Origin of the sequence: Sorangium sp. So ce887, assembly GCF_051521455.1 — a bacterium.
GTDB lineage: Bacteria > Myxococcota_A > Polyangia > Polyangiales > Polyangiaceae > Sorangium.
Window position 1 is genome coordinate 9,131,913 of record NZ_CP150354.1, and the last position, 18,924, is coordinate 9,150,836.

Annotated in this window: 17 protein-coding genes; 10 read left to right on the forward strand and 7 right to left on the reverse strand. The window is 73.7% G+C overall.

What is annotated here, in order from left to right; genetic code table 11:
• Positions 1–29 precede the first annotated feature (29 nt).
• Positions 30–323 (reverse strand): hypothetical protein, encoded by a 294-nt coding sequence (locus WMF36_RS34125; RefSeq protein WP_437574976.1) that lies wholly within the window; start codon positions 321–323, stop codon positions 30–32.
• Positions 320–820, reverse strand: a complete 501-nt coding sequence (locus WMF36_RS34130; RefSeq protein WP_437574977.1) for an RNA polymerase sigma factor — start codon at positions 818–820, stop codon at positions 320–322. The genes WMF36_RS34125 and WMF36_RS34130 overlap by 4 nt, the downstream gene beginning before the upstream one ends.
• A gap of 7 nt (positions 821–827) precedes the next feature.
• Here WMF36_RS34130 and WMF36_RS34135 point away from each other — a divergent pair, with 7 nt between their 5' ends.
• The 6 genes from WMF36_RS34135 to WMF36_RS34160 all read left to right on the forward strand — a co-directional run bounded on the left by WMF36_RS34135 (position 828) and on the right by WMF36_RS34160 (position 5,330).
• Entirely contained in the window at positions 828–1,103 is a 276-nt protein-coding gene (locus WMF36_RS34135; protein WP_437574978.1) for a hypothetical protein, read from the forward strand.
• A gap of 108 nt (positions 1,104–1,211) precedes the next feature.
• Complete coding sequence (locus WMF36_RS34140) at positions 1,212–1,730, forward strand: hypothetical protein (protein WP_437574979.1); 519 nt, start codon at positions 1,212–1,214, stop codon at positions 1,728–1,730.
• Between the two features lie 216 nt (positions 1,731–1,946).
• Entirely contained in the window at positions 1,947–2,873 is a 927-nt protein-coding gene (gene grxD / locus WMF36_RS34145; protein ID WP_437574980.1) for a Grx4 family monothiol glutaredoxin, read from the forward strand.
• 130 nt (positions 2,874–3,003) lie between these two features.
• Positions 3,004–4,368, forward strand: a complete 1,365-nt coding sequence (locus tag WMF36_RS34150) for a sigma 54-interacting transcriptional regulator (protein WP_437574981.1) — start codon at positions 3,004–3,006, stop codon at positions 4,366–4,368.
• Positions 4,365–4,856 carry a ribonuclease E activity regulator RraA gene (gene rraA / locus WMF36_RS34155; RefSeq protein WP_437574982.1) on the forward strand — a complete coding sequence of 164 codons (492 nt, stop codon included), beginning with the start codon at positions 4,365–4,367 and terminating at the stop codon, positions 4,854–4,856. Before WMF36_RS34150 ends, rraA begins: the two co-directional genes overlap by 4 nt.
• A gap of 225 nt (positions 4,857–5,081) precedes the next feature.
• Positions 5,082–5,330, forward strand: coding sequence for a hypothetical protein (locus WMF36_RS34160; RefSeq protein WP_020739535.1), 249 nt, complete (start codon positions 5,082–5,084; stop codon positions 5,328–5,330).
• A gap of 145 nt (positions 5,331–5,475) precedes the next feature.
• Here WMF36_RS34160 and WMF36_RS34165 read toward each other — a convergent pair whose 3' ends face one another.
• A complete protein-coding gene (locus tag WMF36_RS34165) occupies positions 5,476–7,332 on the reverse strand; it encodes a hypothetical protein (RefSeq protein WP_437574983.1) in 1,857 nt (618 codons plus the stop codon).
• 11 nt (positions 7,333–7,343) lie between these two features.
• Positions 7,344–7,925: a hypothetical protein gene (locus WMF36_RS34170; protein ID WP_437574984.1), complete on the reverse strand. Its 582-nt coding sequence runs from the start codon at positions 7,923–7,925 to the stop codon at positions 7,344–7,346.
• A 69-nt stretch (positions 7,926–7,994) separates the two neighbouring features.
• Between WMF36_RS34170 and WMF36_RS34175 the strand changes: the two genes are divergently transcribed.
• The 4 genes from WMF36_RS34175 to WMF36_RS34190 all read left to right on the forward strand — a co-directional run bounded on the left by WMF36_RS34175 (position 7,995) and on the right by WMF36_RS34190 (position 14,661).
• The gene (locus tag WMF36_RS34175; protein ID WP_437574985.1) at positions 7,995–8,513 is read left to right on the forward strand and encodes a hypothetical protein; all 519 of its coding nucleotides are present in this window, start codon (positions 7,995–7,997) and stop codon (positions 8,511–8,513) included.
• A 132-nt stretch (positions 8,514–8,645) separates the two neighbouring features.
• A complete protein-coding gene (locus WMF36_RS34180; RefSeq protein ID WP_437574986.1) occupies positions 8,646–10,634 on the forward strand; it encodes a hypothetical protein in 1,989 nt (662 codons plus the stop codon).
• A gap of 633 nt (positions 10,635–11,267) precedes the next feature.
• Positions 11,268–13,568 carry a CapA family protein gene (locus tag WMF36_RS34185; RefSeq protein WP_437574987.1) on the forward strand — a complete coding sequence of 767 codons (2,301 nt, stop codon included), beginning with the start codon at positions 11,268–11,270 and terminating at the stop codon, positions 13,566–13,568.
• A 184-nt stretch (positions 13,569–13,752) separates the two neighbouring features.
• Positions 13,753–14,661, forward strand: a complete 909-nt coding sequence (locus WMF36_RS34190; RefSeq protein ID WP_437574988.1) for a M23 family metallopeptidase — start codon at positions 13,753–13,755, stop codon at positions 14,659–14,661.
• 114 nt (positions 14,662–14,775) lie between these two features.
• Here the strand turns inward: WMF36_RS34190 and WMF36_RS34195 are convergent, their stop codons facing one another.
• The 3 genes from WMF36_RS34195 to WMF36_RS34205 form a co-directional block, all read right to left on the reverse strand.
• The gene (locus tag WMF36_RS34195; protein WP_437574989.1) at positions 14,776–15,720 is read right to left on the reverse strand and encodes an RluA family pseudouridine synthase; all 945 of its coding nucleotides are present in this window, start codon (positions 15,718–15,720) and stop codon (positions 14,776–14,778) included.
• 5 nt (positions 15,721–15,725) lie between these two features.
• On the reverse strand, positions 15,726–17,225 hold the full coding sequence (locus WMF36_RS34200) for a hypothetical protein (protein WP_437574990.1): 1,500 nt from the start codon (positions 17,223–17,225) through the stop codon (positions 15,726–15,728).
• Positions 17,226–17,286: 61 nt separating this feature from the next.
• Positions 17,287–18,861 (reverse strand): hypothetical protein, encoded by a 1,575-nt coding sequence (locus tag WMF36_RS34205; protein ID WP_437574991.1) that lies wholly within the window; start codon positions 18,859–18,861, stop codon positions 17,287–17,289.
• Positions 18,862–18,924: the final 63 nt, after the last annotated feature.

Consider the following 18,924-nt stretch of genomic DNA (forward strand, 5'->3'; position numbering starts at 1 on the left):
CGCGCCGCGCCTTCGCTGCCCGCCGCCCGTCACGGGCAGCGCAGCGAAGGCGCCGCCCGACCCCTACCTCCCCCGTAGATCTGCCCGAGCTTCTGCACGCAATCCCACGCGTACACGGCGCCTGAGCTCAGCAGGAGCCCCGGCAGGATCACCGCCGACCAGGCGAGCGAGAGCCGCACGAGCGGCGCGGGGCGCTCCGCCTCCTCCAGGAACGCGGCGCGGGCGCGGCGCCGGATCGCGTCGGCCCGGGCCGGGTCGAGCGAGACGACCGGCAGCTCGGCGAGGCCTCTCGCCAGCGGATCCTCTTCTGACAACGGCTTCATCGGGAACCTCCCCGCGCGCCTCGGTCCGCGGCGTCCGTGGCGGGGATCGGCGGCATCGATCCCCGCCGGGGCCGCTCAGCATTTCGCTTTTCGAGGCAGGCCGCAAGCTCGGCGCGGGCGCGCGAGAGGCGCTTGCGCGCGGCGTCCTCGCGGAGGCCGAGGACCCGGGCCACCTGCGCCGTCTCGAGCCCCTCGACGGCGCCGAGGAGCAGCACCTCGCGGTGCCCCGCCGCGAGGCTGCGGAGCGCCTCCTCGAGCGCCGCCACCTCGGCGCGGGCGTCCGCGGCGCCCTCGGGCCCGGGCGCGGCCGGCGCGGGCTCGCGGGAGAACAGCGCGGCGCGGGCGAGATCGAGCACGGCGGAGCGGCGGTGGCTCCGGTAGCGGTTCCGGGCGATCGTGAACAGCCACGCGGCGAGATCGGTGTCCTCGGCCAGCCGGCCGGCGGGCGCGGCGCTGCAGTTCGCGCGGCGGCCGGAGCTCGGGAAGCTCAGGTTCATCGCGGCGATGGGGCTGACCACGCTGGTCGCGACGGTCCACGCGACGTGGATCGCGCTCGGCGCGGTGTTCAGCTACCTGTCGGATCCGGCGAAGGTGCCGGACGGCGGGCTTTCGCGGGTGCTCGTCGTGGGGCTGATGGAGAGCACGCGGCCCGGCTCGCTCGGCGGGCTGTTGCTCGCGCTCGCGTGCCTGCTCTCGGCGGTGGGCATCCTGCGCGCCGGACGGGCGCCGTCGGGCGGCGGCGGCGCGCTCCGCGGCGAGGCGCGCGACGCGCACGCGTGAGGGCCGCGCGGCCTGCGCTCCTCGAGGAACGCGCGGCGGGACGGCGCCGGCAGGCTCCGCCCGCCGCCGGCGCTTGGCGCCGGGGCCCGGCTGCGGCACACAAGGTCCATGGGCAGAGCCGAGCTCGGGCAGCTGATCGATCGCGGAGGGCTCGACGCCTCGGACGGCGCGCGGGGGCGCCTCGCGATCGCGGTCCCGGCGGCGTGGGCGTGCGATCGCGCGGACATCGAGATCACCGTGCCAGCCCTCGTCGCCTGCGCCCGCTGCGACGGCGGCGGCTGCGACAGCTGCGCCCGGAGCGGCGCCCACCGCGCCCCGGCCGAGGTCGCTGCGAGGACGCTGCGGCTCCGGCTGCCCCCGGATCTCACCGGCGGCGTGACGCTCCGCCTGGTGCGCCCCTTCGGCGAGCACGCCCCGCTCGACCAGCTCTTCGTCGAGCTCCGCGAAGGCGACGCGGCGTCGCCTGGCGTGCTCCGCGTCACGCCCCCCCCGTCGGACGCGCTCGCGCGCTCCTCGACGCCGGGCGGCGGGCGCCTGCGCGGGCTCGGCGCGCAGCTCAGCACGCCGGCCGTCCTCGCGACCCTCGCCGCGATCGCGGCGGTCGTGGGGCTCCTGCTCGGCCGCTGAGCGCGCCGGTCGCGGGCGTCCCTGGACGCCCCGCGGATCGCGCGCGTCCTCCGTCGGGCGCGGCCGCGCCGCGGATCGCGCGCCGCCGCCCTCGGCAGACGCGGGCGAGGCCGCCCGCAGGGTCTCGCTGCCGTGCAGGGCTCATGCTAGCGAGAGCCTCGCGGAAGCGCGCGGGAGTCGATCGCGCCGCCACGGCCGCGGACGGAGAGCAAGCACATGAGCCTCAGCGAGCCCATGCGGGCCAGGATCGCCACCATCATCCGCGAGAACGACGTCGTCCTGTTCATGAAGGGGACGCGGACCATGCCTCAGTGCGGCTTCTCCGCCACGGTGGTGAGCATGCTCGACGAGCACCTGCCCGAGTACCGGACGGTGGACGTCCTCTCGGATCCCGCGCTGCGCGACGGCATCAAGGAGTTCTCGAGCTGGCCCACGATCCCGCAGCTCTACATCCGCGGCGAGTTCGTCGGCGGCTGCGACATCGTGAAGGAGCTGCACGCGACAGGGGAGCTGGTGAAGACGCTCGGGCTCGCGCAGGGCGAGCCGCAGGCGCCGCCCTCCATCCGCGTGACCCAGGCGGCGATCACCGCGTTCGCGTCCGCGCGGGAGTCCGACGCCGACTTCGTTCACATCGAGATCGACCCCTCGCACACCTACGGCCTCTACTTCGGCCCGAAGCAGGCAGGCGACGTCGAGGTCGAGGCCGGCGGGATGGTGTTCCTGCTCGACCGGGCGAGCGCGCGGCGCGCCGAGGGGCTGTCGATCGACTTCGTCGATGGCGCCTCCGGCGGCGGCTTCAAGCTGGAGAGCCCGAACGACTCGCCGAAGGTCAAGCAGCTCTCGCCCGCCGCGCTCAAGGCGATGCGCGACGGCGGCGAGACGCTCGAGCTCTTCGACGTCCGGACCGAGCAGGAGCGCAAGCTCGCGAATATCGAGGGGGCTCGCCACCTCGACCAGGAAGGCCAGCAGTACCTGGAGACGCTCGCCAAGGACGCGCGGATCGTCTTCCACTGCCACCACGGCGGGCGCAGCCAGGCGGCCGCCGAGCACTACCTCGCGAAGGGTTTCCGGAACCTCTACAACCTCCAGGGCGGGATCGACGCGTGGTCGCAGGACGTGGACCCCTCGGTGCCGCGGTACTGACCGCCCCCGCCCGCGACGCGCTCGCGACGAGGATCGCGCAGGCGTCACACCGAGATTAGATTTTTACAATTACAGCGCAACCTATTCCGCGGATCCTCCAGGGTTGCCCGGGATCGGGTATGCCTACCGTGTGGGTGCTGACGATCAGTCCACGGTCAGGGCGTCCGACGCAGAGGCGGCGCCCACGGCGGCGGCGACGCCCGGCCTCGTGGTCATCTTCACCCGGGGGCGGCCTGCGTGCGCGCCGATCCCGCTCGGGGACGGCGCGGTCGTGCTCGGTCGTGCGTCTGCGGACGACACGGTGGTCGTCGACGACGAGCAGGTGTCGCGCCGGCACACCCGCATCGCGCTCTCGGGCCAGGGCCTGCAGATCACCGATCTCGGCAGCAGGAACGGCACCTTCGTCGACGGCGAGCAGGTCGAGGAGCAGGTCTTCCCGTCGCTGCCGCGCTTGCTCCGGATCGGGGGCACGCTGCTGCGCTTCACCGCCGACGTCGCGCCGTTCCAGCGGGGCGGCGTCCTGGAGCACGTGGACGAGGTCGTCGGCCCCACGCTGAGGCAGACCCGCGAGCTGATCGCCCGCGCGGGGGCGCGCGGCGAGACGCTGCTGCTCACCGGGCCGAGCGGCTCGGGCAAGGAGCTCGCGGCGCGCGCCTTCCACGCGGCGACGGGGCGCGGCGGCCCCTTCGTCGCCGTGAACTGCGCCGCGATCCCGGAGGGCCTCGCGGAGCGGCTGCTCTTCGGGGCGCGGCGCGGGGCGTACTCGGACGCGAACGCCGACGCGGAGGGCTATGTCCAGGCCGCGCACGGCGGCACGCTGTTCCTCGACGAGATCGGGGAGCTCGATGCGTCGGTTCAGCCCAAGCTGCTCCGCGTCCTCGAGACGCGCGAGGTGCTCGCGCTCGGCGACACGCGCCCGCGCAAGGTGGAGTTCCGGCTCTGCGCGGCCACCCTGAGGGATCTCCAGGCCGAGGTCGCGGCGCGCCGTTTCCGGGAGGACCTCTACTACCGGATCGGCCGGCCCGAGGTGCGGATCCCCGCGCTGACGGAGCGGCTCGAGGAGCTGCCCTGGCTGATCGCGGCGGAGCTCCGGCGCGACGGCGCGCGGCTCGCGCAGGGCGTCAGCCTCGTGGAGTCGTGCGCGCTGCGCGCGTGGCCGGGCAACGTGCGGGAGCTGCTCCGCGAGGTGCGGCAGGCGGGCCAGTCGGCGCACGCGGCCGGGCGCGCCGTGGTGGCGGCGTCGGACCTCGCGCCGTCCGCGGGCCTCGACATCACGGAGGTCGCGAAGCGCACGCCGGCGCCGGTGGAGCTGCGGCGGATCGCCATCGAGATGGCGCTGCGGCGCGAGCAGGGGAACGTCACGCGCGCGGCCCGCTCGCTCGGGATGCACCGGAACCAGCTGCGCCGGTGGCTCGTCCGCCACGGGGTCGACGCGGCGACCTTCGCCGGCACGGGCGCAGGCAAGGACAGCGGAGCAGCCAAGGAGTCGTCATGAGCTCACACACCACGGTTCGAACCACGGATCTGTGCGATGACCACCCGGACGCCGTCGCCGTCGCCGATCCGATCTTCCGGGATTACGGCGGGGCTCGCCTGTTTCACGGGCCCGTCTCGACGGTGAAGGTCCACGAGGACAACGTGCTCGTCCGCAAGGCGTTCGAAGAGCCGGGCCAGGGGCGGGTGCTGGTCGTGGACGGAGGCGGCTCGCTCCGCTGCGCGCTCCTCGGGGACAACATCGCCGCGATCGCGCATCAGAACGGCTGGGCCGGGGTGCTCGTGTACGGCTGCATCCGCGACGCGGAGGAGATCGCCCGCATCCCGATCGGCGTGAAGGCCCTCGCGACGCACCCGCGAAAGAGCAACAAGAAGGGCGCGGGGGACCGCGACGTCGCCGTGACGTTCGCCGGGATCACCTATGTTCCTGGCGGGTTTGTCTATGCCGACCACGACGGGATCGTCTTCGCGCAGAGGGCGCTCGTCTGAGGAGCGCGCAGGCGCGCTCGCGCCTCGGCGGGGCAAAAACGCACGTTACCGAGCAATTTCGCCACACCGGAGGAGGGCGCCGCGCGGCAGTTGCTCGCGGGATGGATGGGCTCGGCTCCGGTCTGGACGCGCGGGCGTCGCGCGCCGCGTCGAAGCGCGCTGCCTGGCGCGGCCGATGCATTGGCGCCGGAGCTACCCACACCTCGTAGATACGGGAGGACAAGAATGAGCAACATCACGTCCGAGCTGAAGAGCGATCTGACCAAGAGCCTGGAGTCGCTCCAGACCCTGCGCGACGAGATCCGCGTCAGGCTCCACCTCGCCGGCATGGAGGCGAAGGACGCCTGGGGCAAGCTGGAGCCCACGCTCCTCGACGCCGAGAAGCTCGCCGAGGACGTCTCCGAGACCTCGCGGAACGCGCTGCGCGACATCCTGGAGAAGGTGAAGGAGTTCCGCTCGTCGCTTCCCTCCTGATCGCGGCGTCGACATGACGGCGTGAGTGAAGAGAGCGCCTCTCGACGGCGAGGGCGCGATGGGTGGCGCTCACCAGGAGCCTGGTGGGCGCCACCTGCTTTGTGCGTCCGGGCCTCGCCCGAGCGCCCGGCGCCCCCGCGCTGGATCACCCGCGCAGCGCGGCCGCCACGGCGCGCGCGACGTTGCCCCACCGTGGATCGGCAGCGCAGGCAGCGAGCCGCTCGCCCACGACGTGAGAGCGCCGGTGATCGACGAAGCCGGGCGGCCGAGGGAAGGTGGTGAGCGGCGCGCGCAGGAGGGTCTTCTCGACCTGCCCGAGCATCGCCGTGTTGTGCACGAAGCCGAGCCCGCTCTGGATGTCCGCGAGCGTGGCGCTCGGGTGGCCGCCCCAGGGTGGAACGACGATCGCGTGCGCGGCGGCGGGCGCCTGGTTCACCGCGATCACGCCGTACCGGAGCTCGAGGAGGGCGCGGTCGAGCGCGGCGCCGACGGCGGGGTCCTCCTCGCTGATCGGGTGCGCGATGATCGACGCGCCCAGGGTGCCCTGGAGGCGGTCGTTGCAGAGGCGGGTCGCCGCTTCCAGGAACTCCACCGGATCGCTCGAGCCGATCTCGACGATGGAGAGGACGCCGCAGAGCGGCTCGGTCGAGAACAGCGGCTCGTCGGCGTCCGACGCGGAGAGCCCGGCGATCAGCGTCCACGGGAGCGCGCCCGGCCCGGGCTCGCCGATGCGCACGACGCCGCACGGCAGCGGCGCGTCGGCGGAGCCGTCGAGGCGCTCGCGCTCGAGCGGCGGGCGCCCGGCCGTGAGCGCGGCGTGCCGCGCCTCGGCCTCCGGATGGGCGGCGCGCCGCGGCGGCACCGCGGCGAGCGCGCGGTGGAGCATCCGGAGGAGCAGCGGCCGCTGCACGAAGCCCCTGGGCAGCACGAGGACGTGCGCCGCGGGGTCGCCGAGCGAGGCGCTGCTCACGATCCGGCTCGCGAGGAGCCTCACCTGGAACCAGAGCTCGTCCTCGCCGTAGAGCCACGGCGTCACGAGGACGGGGTGGATGCCGCCGAGCACCGAGGAGACGGGCTTGTCGAGCAGCCGCTCTCCCGACGCCCGCCGGCGCGTCTGCAGAGGGCCCGGGGGCCCCCAGACGAGCGCGTCGTGCGCCGCCGCCGCGCCGTTGACGTGGACCTCCGAGACGGCGGGGTGGGCCGCGAGGTAGGCGGCCGCCTCGGCGCCGCCGTACACGAAGCGGAGGAGTCCGCGCGAGACGAGCGGCGCGAGGGCGCGCTCGAGGAGGGCGCCGAGGGGGGCGCTCCCGGGGCTCATCGCGAGCGCCACGACCCGCCCGTCGACGAAGAGCTCGTGGAGCGCATCCCGGAGCGGGAGGCTCGCGACGTCGCCCGCGCCGAGCACGAGCGCGACGCCGCCCTCGGGGTCGCGCTGCTGGTAGAAGCGCGCCTGCTCTTCCCGGACGCCGGCGCGCGTCGCTCCGGGCTGCATCAGGGCGCGCACGCGGAGGGGCCCGTGGAGCGCGGCGTCCTTCAGGCCCGCCGGGAACACGTCCACCTCGATCCGGCCGTCGGCGCGGGCGCGCACCGCCCCGCGGCCGAGCCGCGGGCGGCCGCGCGCGGCGATGTCCTCGAGCGCCTCGGCCAGGAGGCGCACCTGCGAGAGCGTCGCGCACGGCCCCGTGAGCCACGCCTCGCCGCTCGCCGCCGCGCCGGGGTCGAGCCCCGCGGCGGCGCACGACGCCTCGACCTGCGGGCGCGCGGCGGCGAGCAGGCCCGGGAGCAACGAGCGGAGCAGGGAGGCCTTCTCGCGGGCCGGCATGCGCGCGAACCCGAGGGCCGCCTCGCCCAGCTCGAACAGCGCGCGATCGAGCTCTGCCGGGGAGGTCTCGGCGCCGCGCGCCGCGCCCGGATCGGCCGCCGGCACGGCCGCGGGCCCGCTGGAGGCGAGGCTTCCGGGCGCGGGAACGGCAGCGGTGACGACGTCGGGGACCGGCGGCATTGGGACGGAGACTACAGGCAGCAGATCGCGCGCGCGAGCGCAGCGACGGTTCGCGGCGCGCGTGTAGCCGGCCTGCTCGGGATTCGGTAGAGTCGACCGCCATGGATTGCGCTTTCACCACGGGTCGGGGCCCAGCGCGCGCGCCCTCCTCCGGGATGGCCCCCCGCTCGGCAGCCTGCGGCGTGCTGCTCGGACTCGGCGCGCTCCTCCTCGCGCCCGCGTCGGCGGCGCAAGAGCCCGCTCAGCCGCTCCCGCAAGGCCAGGGACAGCCCGGCGGAGCTGCCCAGCCGCAGACCGGGTATCCTCAGCAGCAGGGTTATCCTCAGCAGCAGGGTTATCCTCAGCAGCAGGGTTATCCTCAGCAAGGCTATCCCCAGCAGCAAGGCTACCCCCAGCAGGGTTATCCTCAGCAGCAAGGCTACCCTCAGCAGCAAGGCTATCCCCAGCAGGGCTATCCTCAGCAGCAAGGCCATCCCCAGCAGGGCTACCCTCAGCAGCAAGGCTATCCCCAGCAAGGCTATCCCCAGCAGGGCTACCCTCAGCAGCAAGGCTATCCCCAGCAAGGCTATCCCCAGCAGGGCTACCCTCAGCAAGGCTATCCCCAGCAGCCGCCCGGCTATGATCAGGGTTACGCCCTCCCGGCCGGACCGCCGCCGCCCCCGATGCCGCCCGAGGCGACCTGCTGCCGCTGGTCGGTCCGCTACAACGCCCTGGATCTCCTCTTCGGCCGGGTGACCTTCGAGGGCGAGATCGCCATCCTCGGACCGCTCACCATCGGCCTCGCGCCGTCCTGGATCTGGGGCTCTCTCGAGGACGCGACGATGGACACGACCGGATACGCGCTCGCGGCCGACATCGGTATCTACGTGGAAGGCAAGCCGCTACGGGGGTTCTGGGTGAAAGGACGCCTCGGCTACGAGTCGTTCGAGGCGGTCTACACGCCTTCCCAGGCCGTCACCGGGAAGCGCGACGTGAGCAGCGCCGTCCTCGGCCTCATCATCGGGAGCACGAACATCTTCAGCCGCGACGGCGGGTTCGCCATGTCGGGCGGGTTCGGGCTCGGCGTCGCGCTCGCCCCCCCGGCGGAGGTCACCGCAGGCAACTACCAGCCGTACGTCTTCTACGAGAAGACGGGCAAGATCAAGCTCATGGGGTCGCTCTCGCTCGGCGTCGCGTTCTGATCACGCCCGCTGCCCCCTGATCGGCGATCGCGCAGGCAGCGCGGCCCCCGCCGCGTCGGCAGGCCGGCGCCGGGGGCCGAGCGCCGCCCCCAGAACTTGGCCCCGCGCGCGGCGCCGTGGGACGTCTGCACCATGCCCTCTCGCATCGCCCGCCGCCCCGGGCCGGCGCTGCTGCTCCCGCTCCTGGCGGCGCTCGTGTCGCTCGCGTTCGCGCTCCCGGCGCGCGCGTGGGTCGAGGTGCACGTCGCCGGAGACGACGTGCGGCTCGCGATCGACCGGGCCGGCGCCGCCACGGTCGAGCACAAGGTCACCTTGAAGATCTCGGGCGGGCCGCTCCGCACGCTCGACATCCGCGGCGTCGACCCGGACGCCGAGCTCGATCCGGGCAGCTACGCCGTGCCCCTCAAGGCCGCGGAGGCGAGCTCGCTCGCGTCCGCGACGCCGGTCGCGCTCGAGCTCCTTCCGCCCGATCTCCGCCCGCGCGAGGACGGGACGCCCCGCCCGCCGGCGCTGCGGGCCCGCTTCGACGGCAAGGGCCTGAGCCGCGGCGTGTTCGTGCTCTTCTTCCGCTACCGCACGGACCTCATGAAGCGAGGGCTCATCCAGCAGGACGGCCCGAGCGCCCGCATCTCGTGGACCGGGCCCCTCTGGGACGACGGCTACGACTCGGCGCGGCTCACCGTCGCGCTCCCGGCCGCGCCCGACGAGCCGCGCGTCGACGAGCCGCGCGCCGACGCGGCGGGCGAGGCGCCGGACGAAGGCGCGTTCGCGGCGCCGACGACGCTCTCCACGCTCCGCCGCTCGGTCGACAAGGACGAGATCGAGCTGCTCCGCCCGTACGCCCCGAAGGCCGAGCCGATGGGGTGGGCGATCCGCGCCGACGCGCGCGCCTTCCAGCCCGAGCCCGCCGCGGCGCCACCGGGCGCCGACGTGCTCGGACGGCTGGCGGACGCCGCGGCCTCGAGCCCCGACCGCAGCCGCACGCTCTACCTCGCCGCCGGCGCGGTCCTCTTCGCGCTCTACAGCGCCCTCGTCGCGCTCAAGGGGCGCGAGCACGAGCGCCTCGCGCGCGCCGCGGGCGTCGCGCCTCGGCCCCTCGTCCCGATCCCGCTCGCGCCGCGCGCCGCCCTCGCGGGGCTCGCGCTCGTCGCGGGCGTCGCGCTGGAGCTCCTGCTGCGGGACGGCACGGCGGGCGCCGCCCTCGTGGTCGCGGCGACCGCGCTCGCGGCGCACCGCACCCCCCGCCCGGAGCGCGCCGGCGCGGCCCTGCGGCGCCCGGGCAAATGGCTCCCCGTCTCGGAAGCCGAGGCCTTTCGCGAGCCTCCGCGGGCGCGCGGCGTCTACCTCGACGTCTCGACGCGCGCCGGCAAGGCGCTGCTCGCCGCGCTGCTCGGCGCGCTCGGCGCGGGCGTCTACACCGTGGCGGGCATCTCGCCGTACCACGCCCACCTGCTCGCGCTCGACGCGACGGCGCTGCTCGCGATCTTCTGCACCGGCCGCCTCGCCGAGCTCCCCGCCGATCCGGCGGCGCGGCCGGTCGCGTTCCTGCGCGACGTCGCGCGGCGCGTGCGGCGGTCCATCAAGGCGCCCGCGAGCGCGGCGCCACGCCCCGCGGCCAAGACGCCCGCGAGCGCGACGGCCAGGGCGACAAGCGCGGCGGCCCGCGCCGCGGCCACGGCGCCGGAGCTCCGCATCGTCGGCCGCCTCCGCATCCCGGACGGCAGCCCCGACGCCGACGAGCTCCGGCTCGGCCTCTCGCCGCGCGCAGCGCTCCCCGGCTTCGTGGCGATCGAGATCGGCGTCGTCTACGCGTCCGGCGCCGGCGGCGCCATCGGGCTGCCCGAGGTCCTGCTGCGCGTCGCCCCGGGCTCGCCGTGCGAGCGCGCCGTCGAGCGGCTCGCGAAGAGCGGCCGGTCCTCGCGCGGCCGGCGCCCCGGCGAGCGCGTGCTCGCCTTCACGCCGCGGCTGCCGACCGCGCGGATGACGGCGGCCATCGCCGCCGCGCTCGCCCGCGCCGTCTCCACCCCGCCCGCGGGCGCCACGCCGACCAAGCCGCAGGGCGCCGGCGCGAGCAGGGCAGCACCGCGGAACGGGAAGAAGGCGGTCTCCGCCGCCGCGTAGCGCACCTGAGGATACCGAGCTCCCGCTCTCCGACAGCGGAGAAGAAGCGGCCAGTCCCAGCTCCCTCCACGCACGCGCCAGCAGCCGGAGCCGGCTCCGCCGCGAGGCTTCAAGCTCCCTACAACTGCCACTCTCTCACGCAGCTCACCCGTCGACGGCGCCGCCCGAGGCGCAAGACGGCGATGCACAAGCGGTGCGTACGTGTGCGACGCAGTCGCGCATCACCGCAGCGCGCCGTGCGTTCACGCGTCCGCGCACGAAAAAGGCGACAGCGACGTTGGATGTCGAGACGGCTCTCTGGCGCTGGCGCCCGCGCTGTTCATCCAAGAAAACGCCCGCGCGCCACTCGAGCGCATAGCAATGTCTGTTGAGACCATGATAGTTTCGTCGTGATCATCATTGTCGCACGCATCGACACTGAAACGGATCGAATCATGCATGGGTCGGCGCTCTCGTTGTCTCTGCAGCGAGGGGTGAGCGCCCCGCTCGACGCTCGGACGAGAAACGCTGGTATCCGGTCACACGGCATTTTCGCACGTGGCTGACGGATCCCGGCGGAGCTCTGCTCTGGCGTCGTCACCCTCGCTTGATATCAGCCGTCCTGGACAGGCCCCCAACAGACAGGGAGCGATCATGACAAGAAAACGCGTCCTCTCCGCAACCACTCTCCCCTCCCTGTCCGCGTGCGCCGCGCTCTGCGCCGCGCTCCCCGCGGGCGAGGCGATGGCCGCTTACCGCTTCGACGCGACCGAGGCGGCGTTCGACGCGACGTACGCGGCGACGCCCATCGATGCCACCGGCGTCGTCGTCGACGAGGCGGGGTCGCCGATCGCGGGGGCGGAGGTGACGGCCATCGGCTGGGGGAGCGGCGCGGTCAACGACGGCGAGCTCGCCTTCACGGACGAGGCGGGCGCGTTCACGCTGGCGGCGCTCGCGCGGCGCTCGGTGCTGCTGCGCGTCGAGGTCGACGGGTACTACAGCGAGATCGTCCCCGCCGACCTGCACCGGCCGCTCGCCGCGGCCAGCGCCGAGGTCGGCCGCGTCGTGCTGACCGAGCAGCGCGCGGGCCGCGCCCGGCTCCTCGTGGGAGGCGATACGATGTTCGGGCGGCGCTTCGTCGACAGCGACGCCGACGGGGTCGAGGGGGAGGCCGGCGACCTGATCCGCCCCGATACGCGGGAGGCGGACGCGCTCGCCGTCCTCTCCTTCCTGCGCGACGTCCTCTCGTCGGCCGACTACACGCAGGTCAACCTGGAGTCCCCCGTCACCGCCAGCGCGGCGACGCCCCACCCGTACAAGTCGTTCACGTTCTTCTCCTACCCCGAGACGGTCAGGGCGCTCGCGCTCTCCGGCGTGGACGCCGTGAGCCTCGCGAACAACCACATGTTCGATTACCTCGAGGGAGGCGTCACCGACACGCTCAGCGCCGTGCCGAGCGCCGGCCTCGACTGGTTCGGCGCCGGGCCCGACGAGACGACGGCGAAGGGCACCGTGCTCTACCGGACGCTCCGCGGCGTCGACATGGCCTTCCAGGGGTTCAACCAGCTCGTCAACGACGGGACGACGGCCTCGGCGTACACGCTCATCGCCTCCGACGGGCCTCCTGCCAAGGCCGGCGCGCTCGAGCTCAGCCTCGCGGAGATCAGCGACTTCATGGAGGAGGACGCGGCCGGGCGCTTCGGCATCCCGGTGCTGCACGGGGGCACCGAGTACAGCGACTATCCGACGTCCGGCATGCGGCGGCGGTTCATCCAGCTCGTCCAGAAGGGCGCCGGCATGGTCGTGGCGCACCACCCGCACACGATCCACGGCGTCGGGCTGTACGACGCCGGCGCCGGCCCCCGCTTCGTCTTCATGTCGCTCGGCAACATGGTCTTCGATCAGGACGTCTTCGAGACGTACCAGTCGTACCTCGCCGCGATCGACATCGACGAGGACTCGAGCGGCAACCGCGCGGTGCACCGCGTGCAGCTCATCCCGTTCCAGAACGAGGACTACGTCCCGAAGCTCGTGGGCGGCGCCTGGCTCGGCCGGGCGGCCCGCCACATCGGCCACCTCTCCACGACGCTGCCGACGGCGCCGTCGCCCAGCGAGGCGGCGGACGGCATGACCGGAGCGGTCGTGTTCGCGAGCGGCCCGCGGGCCGTCGCGGTGAGCGATCCGTCGCAGTACACGACGAGCGAGCACGTCGAGACGCGGATCGTGCCGCTCAAGAGCCGCGCCACGGGGCCCGTCGAGCACGTGCGGTCTTCCGCCGCGGACTCGCTCGCCGCCCTCCGGACGACCGCCGCCGCGAGCTGCGATTACGGCCGGGAGATCATGCTCTACGGCGACTTCGAGGACAGCGACGTCGACGACGCCTTCCACGAAGGCTCGATGTGGTCGGTGAGCGAATACCGCTACATCCAGAACAGCGTCGTCCACGGCGGGACCGGCGCGATGGTGTTCCTGCGCAAGTCGAACAGCACGTCCGAGGTCTCGACGTACATGAACAACCGCGTCAAGTTCGAGCCCGGCCGCAAGCTGACCTTGACCGGATTCGCGAAGGGGGACAACGCCGGGCAGATGCGCGTGCAGGTCTACTGGTACACGAGCGGCGGGGCGAGCGTGTCGAACAGCGTCGTGTTCACGCGCGTGGGCGGCACCTACGACTGGCAGCAGTTCTCCGTCAACCTCACCCCGCCGGCGAACGCGGGCTCCGTGCGGCTCTATTTCCGGGCGGGCGCGCCGGCGAGCGGCGAGGCCACCGCGTTCCTCGACGACGTGTCGCTCGTCGAGTGGGAGGGCACGGTCGCCGACAGCTCCCTCGGGCTCGCGCTCGCCACGCCGAACAACTGGAGCTTCGTGCGCTGCACCGCCGTGGATCCGGCGCTCACGAGCCTCGGCGTGACGATGACGCACCGGTCGTACGCGCTGGCCCCGGCGACGCCCTGAGGGCGTGGCCGCAGAAGAACGACCCCCCCGCGCGATCGCCGGCGGCGTCGACGGCGCCGATCCGGAGGGCCGCGCGCGGGCCCGTGACCTCGACTTCCGTGCTCTGCTTCGATACCATGAGCGCGCGGCGCCGCGTCGTGGACTCGATACCTGCACTGCGCCCGCGCGCCACGGACTCCCCACCATGAAGCCATCGTATCTCGCGCTTTTACTGGCCCTCTCTGCTGTCGTCGCCGGCTGCGGCTCGGACCCGGAGGGCGCAGATCTCGTGTGGCCGATCGGGGGGACGGACGAGCTCCAGCCGATGTCGTCGAGCTTCGGGCCCCGTCTTCAGACCTCGCGCGACGGCGTCTATGACTTTCACCGGGGCATCGATATCCCCACCGTCATGGGCACCCCGGTGTACGCGGTGGCCGACGGGAGGGTGACGCGCGCAGGCCGCTACGACGATTTCGAGGACGTCGTGGTGCAGATCGAGCACTGCGACGAGCCGGGCGCGTGCTTCTACAGCACCTACATCCACCTGGCGTTGCCGCTCGTCGAGACCGGCGATCAGGTCGGGCGCGGAGAGCACATCGGCTACACCGGCCTCGCCGCCAGCAGCCTGTTCCCCCACCTGCACTTCGAGATCCGCGAGGGAGGGACCGAGAAGGTGTATTGCGTGCACCCGCTCCGCTTCCTCCCGACGCCGGGCGGGCTGCCCCCGGCGCTCGCCGTGCGCCGCACCGACGAGGACTCCACGTCGAGCGTCTCGGTCGAGGTCGAGGCCACCCTGCCCGGCATCGCGCCAGGCCTCACCGAGATCTCGGTCGCGACGGAGAGCCGCTCGACCGGCGAGGTCATCGAGGAGCGGGTGTTCAATTACGACGAGTGGAATCGTAAATATACAGCGGAGGGCGACGCCGCGATCATCGACGAACAGAGCCTCGGGGGCATCCGGATCGAGCCGGCGAAGTTCAACGCGGAGTCCTCGGCGTATCTCATCGCGTTCCGCTTCAGCGATCTCGACGGGACGGCGGCGGCGGACGACCTCCGGATCACGGCGCGGGCGCGCGATGTGAACGGTCATGTCGTCGAGGCGAGCGCGCCCTGATCCGCCGCGGCGTCCCCTGAGCCGCCGCGCGCGCCCTGCCGCCGGGCGCGCGCGGCGGCGCAGAGCGCGCGCCCCGCGGCCGCGATCGGGTGAGCCCGCGGCGCGGGGCCCGGCTCAGACCTCGCCGACCAGCGCCGCCATGTCCGCGGGCAGCGGCGACGTCACCACGAACGCAGGCACCGCTTCGCTGCCGCCCCACCCGATATAGTGCGCGTGCAGCGCGTGGCGGCTCAGCCCCTCCACCGCGGGCCCGCCGTAGAGCACATCGCCGGCCAGCGGGTGCCCCACCGACGCGAAGTGCGCCCGGATCTGGTGCCGCAGCGCCCGCGGGGCGCGCGCCTCGACGAGCTCCCAGAGCCCCACCTGCCGCACGCGCTTGTACATCGTCGCCGCCGGCCGCGGCGCGTAGCGCACCACGTCGCGCGGGTGGATGCACGGGTAGACCCGCTTCTTGTCCTTCGGGTGCGGCGCGAGCGGCACCTCGATCGAGCCCATCTCCGGGAGATCGCCGATCTGGCAGATCAGCAGGTAGCGCTTGTCGAGCCGCCCCTCCTTCAGCCCGGCGCCCAGCGCCGCGAACGCCGCGGCCGTGCGCGCCGCGAGCACGAGGCCGCTCGTGTCGGTGTCCAGCCGGTGGCACAGCCCGGGCTCCCGCGGGGAGAAGCCGATCGCCGCCATCTCGGGGTACCGCGCGACGAGGGCGTTCGCGAGCGTCCCGCGCTCCCCGGGATCGAGCGGTGCCGTCGGCATCCCGGCGGGCTTGTTCACCACAACGAGGTCGTCGCGCTCGAGCACCACCTCGAGCGGCACCTCAGGATCCGGCGTCGCCGCCCCGGAGGCCTCGGTCGGCTCGACGTCGACCTCCAGCACCTCGCCCGCCGCCGCAACGTCGCCCTTCGACGCGCGCCGGCCGGCACCGCTCTTCCCCTCGCTGAGCACGCGCACGCGCCCCTCGGAGAACAGCCGCTTCGCACCCGCCCGGCCCAGCCCGGGTAAAAGCTGCACGAGCAGCTTGTCGAGGCGCGTCCCTGCATCCAGCTCGGTGATCGTGATCTTCATAGCTCCTACGGAATCGCCCCCTGCCACCCGAGGCCGAGCGCGGGCGCTCGCCGGCTCCCGACCACGCTCTCTCCTATCACTCCCAGCATGGGCAGGCCGAACCGGTTCCACGAGGGGCTCGCGCCACGGGCGCCTGCCGCGGCCGGACGCGTCAGGCACCACGCGACGCCCGCCCCCAGCAAAAACCCGCCGGCGGCGGCGCCGACCCAGGCCCGCTGCTGGGCCTCGGTCGGAGAATCGAAGACGAGCGGGCTGGCGAGCGCGGCGGCGCCCAGGCCGCCGAGCAGCGCGCCCACGTCGACCGTCAGGACCTCCGATGCGGTGACGTCGAGCTGCGTCGCCGCCGCGGCCGACGCCAGCCAGCCGAGCGCCGCGCCGTAGCCCATCCCCGCGATCGGCGTGCGCTGCACGTCGCCCCGGGCCGCCCACTCGACAAGCCCGCCCAGCAGGAGCCCCAGCCCGCCGCCCGACTGCGCCATCAGCGCGCCGCCCTCGGACATGGGGCCCAGCGAGAGCCCCAGCGCCGCCAGCGTGATCCCGGCGGTGCCCCCGATGAGCCCGGAAGCCCAGCGCTCCTGGCCCGGATCCTCGGCGTGCTTCGCGAAGCGGCCCTGGTAGATCAGGTGGCCCGCGATCGTCGGCCACCACGTGCCGGACCCGAGGTACCACGCGTCGGCCACGCCGACGTCCCACTCCTCCGCGATGATGATCGCCCCGCCGAGCCCGATGCCGGCCCCGACCGCGAGGAGCGGGTAGAGCAGGCGCGGGTCGTCCGAGCCGCTCGATCGCTGGATCGAGAAGCCCACGAGGCCGCCGTAGAGCGTCGCGTTGGCCGCGAGCGTCGCCTTCCCCAGGCTGCGCGCCGGCGTGGCGAGGCGCCCGCGGCACCGCTCGGCGCACGGCGCCTCGTGGCCCGGGAACGGGCCCGCGGCGCCGGCGTCGAGCTCGGCCACGAGGTCGCGGAGCATCACCGCGGCGCGCACCGCGAGGTCGTCGCGCGCGACGCGCTCCACGCGCACCCGCAGCGACCGCGTGCCGCCGGACGCGAGCGCCAGCCTGAGCTGCACCTCGTCGCCGCGCAGGTCGAGGCTCGGCGCGATGAAGAGCCTGTCGCTCGAGCGCGCGCGCTCCATGAGCTCGGCCTCGTCGGGCCGCGATCGCGAGGGGGCGCGGTCGGCCAGATCCACCGACAGGCCGAGGTCCTGCGCGGTGTCCGAGAGGAGCCCGTCGAGCGCGCTCGCGAGCGGCGCGGCGCGCTCCACGGCCTCGGGCGCGAGCGCCGTCGGGAGCACCACGCAAGGCCGCGCGGGCCGCGCAGGTCGCCCGGCGCCCGCCGGGTGCGCGGCTCGCCCGGAGCCCGTGAGCTGCGCGGCCTGGGCGGTTTGCCCGAGCCGCGCGGGCGAGGCTGCGCCCGCAGGCTCGGCCGACGCCGGCAGCGCCGCGGTGAACGCCGCGGTGAACGCCAGGACGCCCGCGCGACCGCGGAGGTGCCAGAGGTCGATCATGGTGTCGATGCTTCGGCCACCGGGCGCGCGCCGCGGTGGCCACCGCCGCTCGGGGCGCCGTTCAGAACATGAACGTGCCGCTCGCGAAGAGGTCGAACGTGTTGCTGTCGTTGACGTAGAAGCGGCGACCGATCGCGTTGATGGTCGGGCGGTAGTTGGGGTTCGGGCTGCCGGTGACGGTGAAGCTCCCGTCATCGTGCTGGCGGCGGCAAGGCCCGGCCGCGCCGATGCTGTCCTTGTACTGCGAGTTGCACGGCTGATCGCCGCCGATGCCGTGCCCCTGGTCGTGGCGGAAGCCGACGCCGAGCTGGAACTTCACGAGCTCGGCCGCCCTCCACGTCACGCTCGCCGAGCCGCGGTACGAGCCGTACGGCTGGATGTCGCTGAGCCCCGTGAAGTACGTCCGCTGCGAGCCCTCGTCGATGACCGACGGCGCGCACGCGCGCGCGTCGCCGCTCCGGCAGGAGGCGACGCTGTACGCCTCGTTCTCGCGGAACGACGCCCACTGCGGCTGCCGCAGCGTCGGCGCGTCGCTCGAGCCGAGCGCGTCGAACAGCTCCGAGTAGTCGCGCCCCTCGGAGTGGTACTCGCCGGTGAAGCGCAGATCGAACGTGAGCCCGGTGAACTTCTCGCGGTTCTCCCAGGGGATGATCATCACGCCGAGCAGCACGCTGCCGACGAGCGGCGGGTGGTTGACCAGCGACGTCTTCAGGTCGGTGAGGCCGTAGTCGCTCGACTCCTGCTGGAACTCGAACAGCGCCTTGAACCCGCCGTACGGCTCGACGTACTTGATCCGCTTCGACAGGAACGTGTGCACCTCGAGGCCGATGGTGCCGCGCGAGACGCCGGGGTCGCGCTGGGCGACGTTCGCCGCCTCGAACTCGCCGTTGCTCGCGCCGTTCCGGTCGATGTCCCCCGGCGCCGCGCACTTCACCTGGCCGCTCTTCGGCGACTCGGTGCAGGCGTGCATCGGCTCGCTCACCGGGAAGCGCCCCTCGACGCCGAACAGCCAGGTCGGCTTCGTCCGGTCGCGCGCCTGGTTCATGATGTTCACGTCGAGGCCGACGGCGAGGTACTCGATGCCGCTCCGGTTCGGTGACGTGAAGGGCAGCGAGAACAGCTGCTCCCCGGGAGCCCCCGCGAGCGCGACGCTCTGGTGGTCGGCGCTGCCGTCGAGATCCGTGAGCTCGCGCGAGTGGTTCAGGATGAGCGGCATCCTGAGGTAGAGCGCCAGGTCGCGGTAGAGACCGACGTCGAGGCGCATGTTGAACTTCGACGTCGCCTCGCTGTAGCTCGCGACGTTGAGCAGGTTCGACGTGTAGCCGCCCGTCGACAGCCCCGGCGCGGCGATGTTCGTCTCGCGGTGGAGCTTCGCGCTCTTCGACGCGTGCTCGAAGCCGAAGCTGAAGTTCAGATCGAAGGTGTCACCCTCGTCGAACGCGTCGACGACGCTCGTGAGCTCGCCGGTCTCCATCATGAGCCGCGGCTCGGTGGCGCTCCGAGGCTCGTCGGCGGCCGCGGGGAGCGCCGAGAGGACAGCCGCCGCAGCGACGGCGAGCGACGCGAACGCCGGGCCCCCAGCCAAGCTGATGGCGAAGCGAGCGAGATGGCCTTCGCAGTACCTTCTGCCGTGCATGCTCATGGTTATCCGTCGGACGGACGCTACCGGCCGGGGCAGGAGGGTGTCAATCCGCGAATC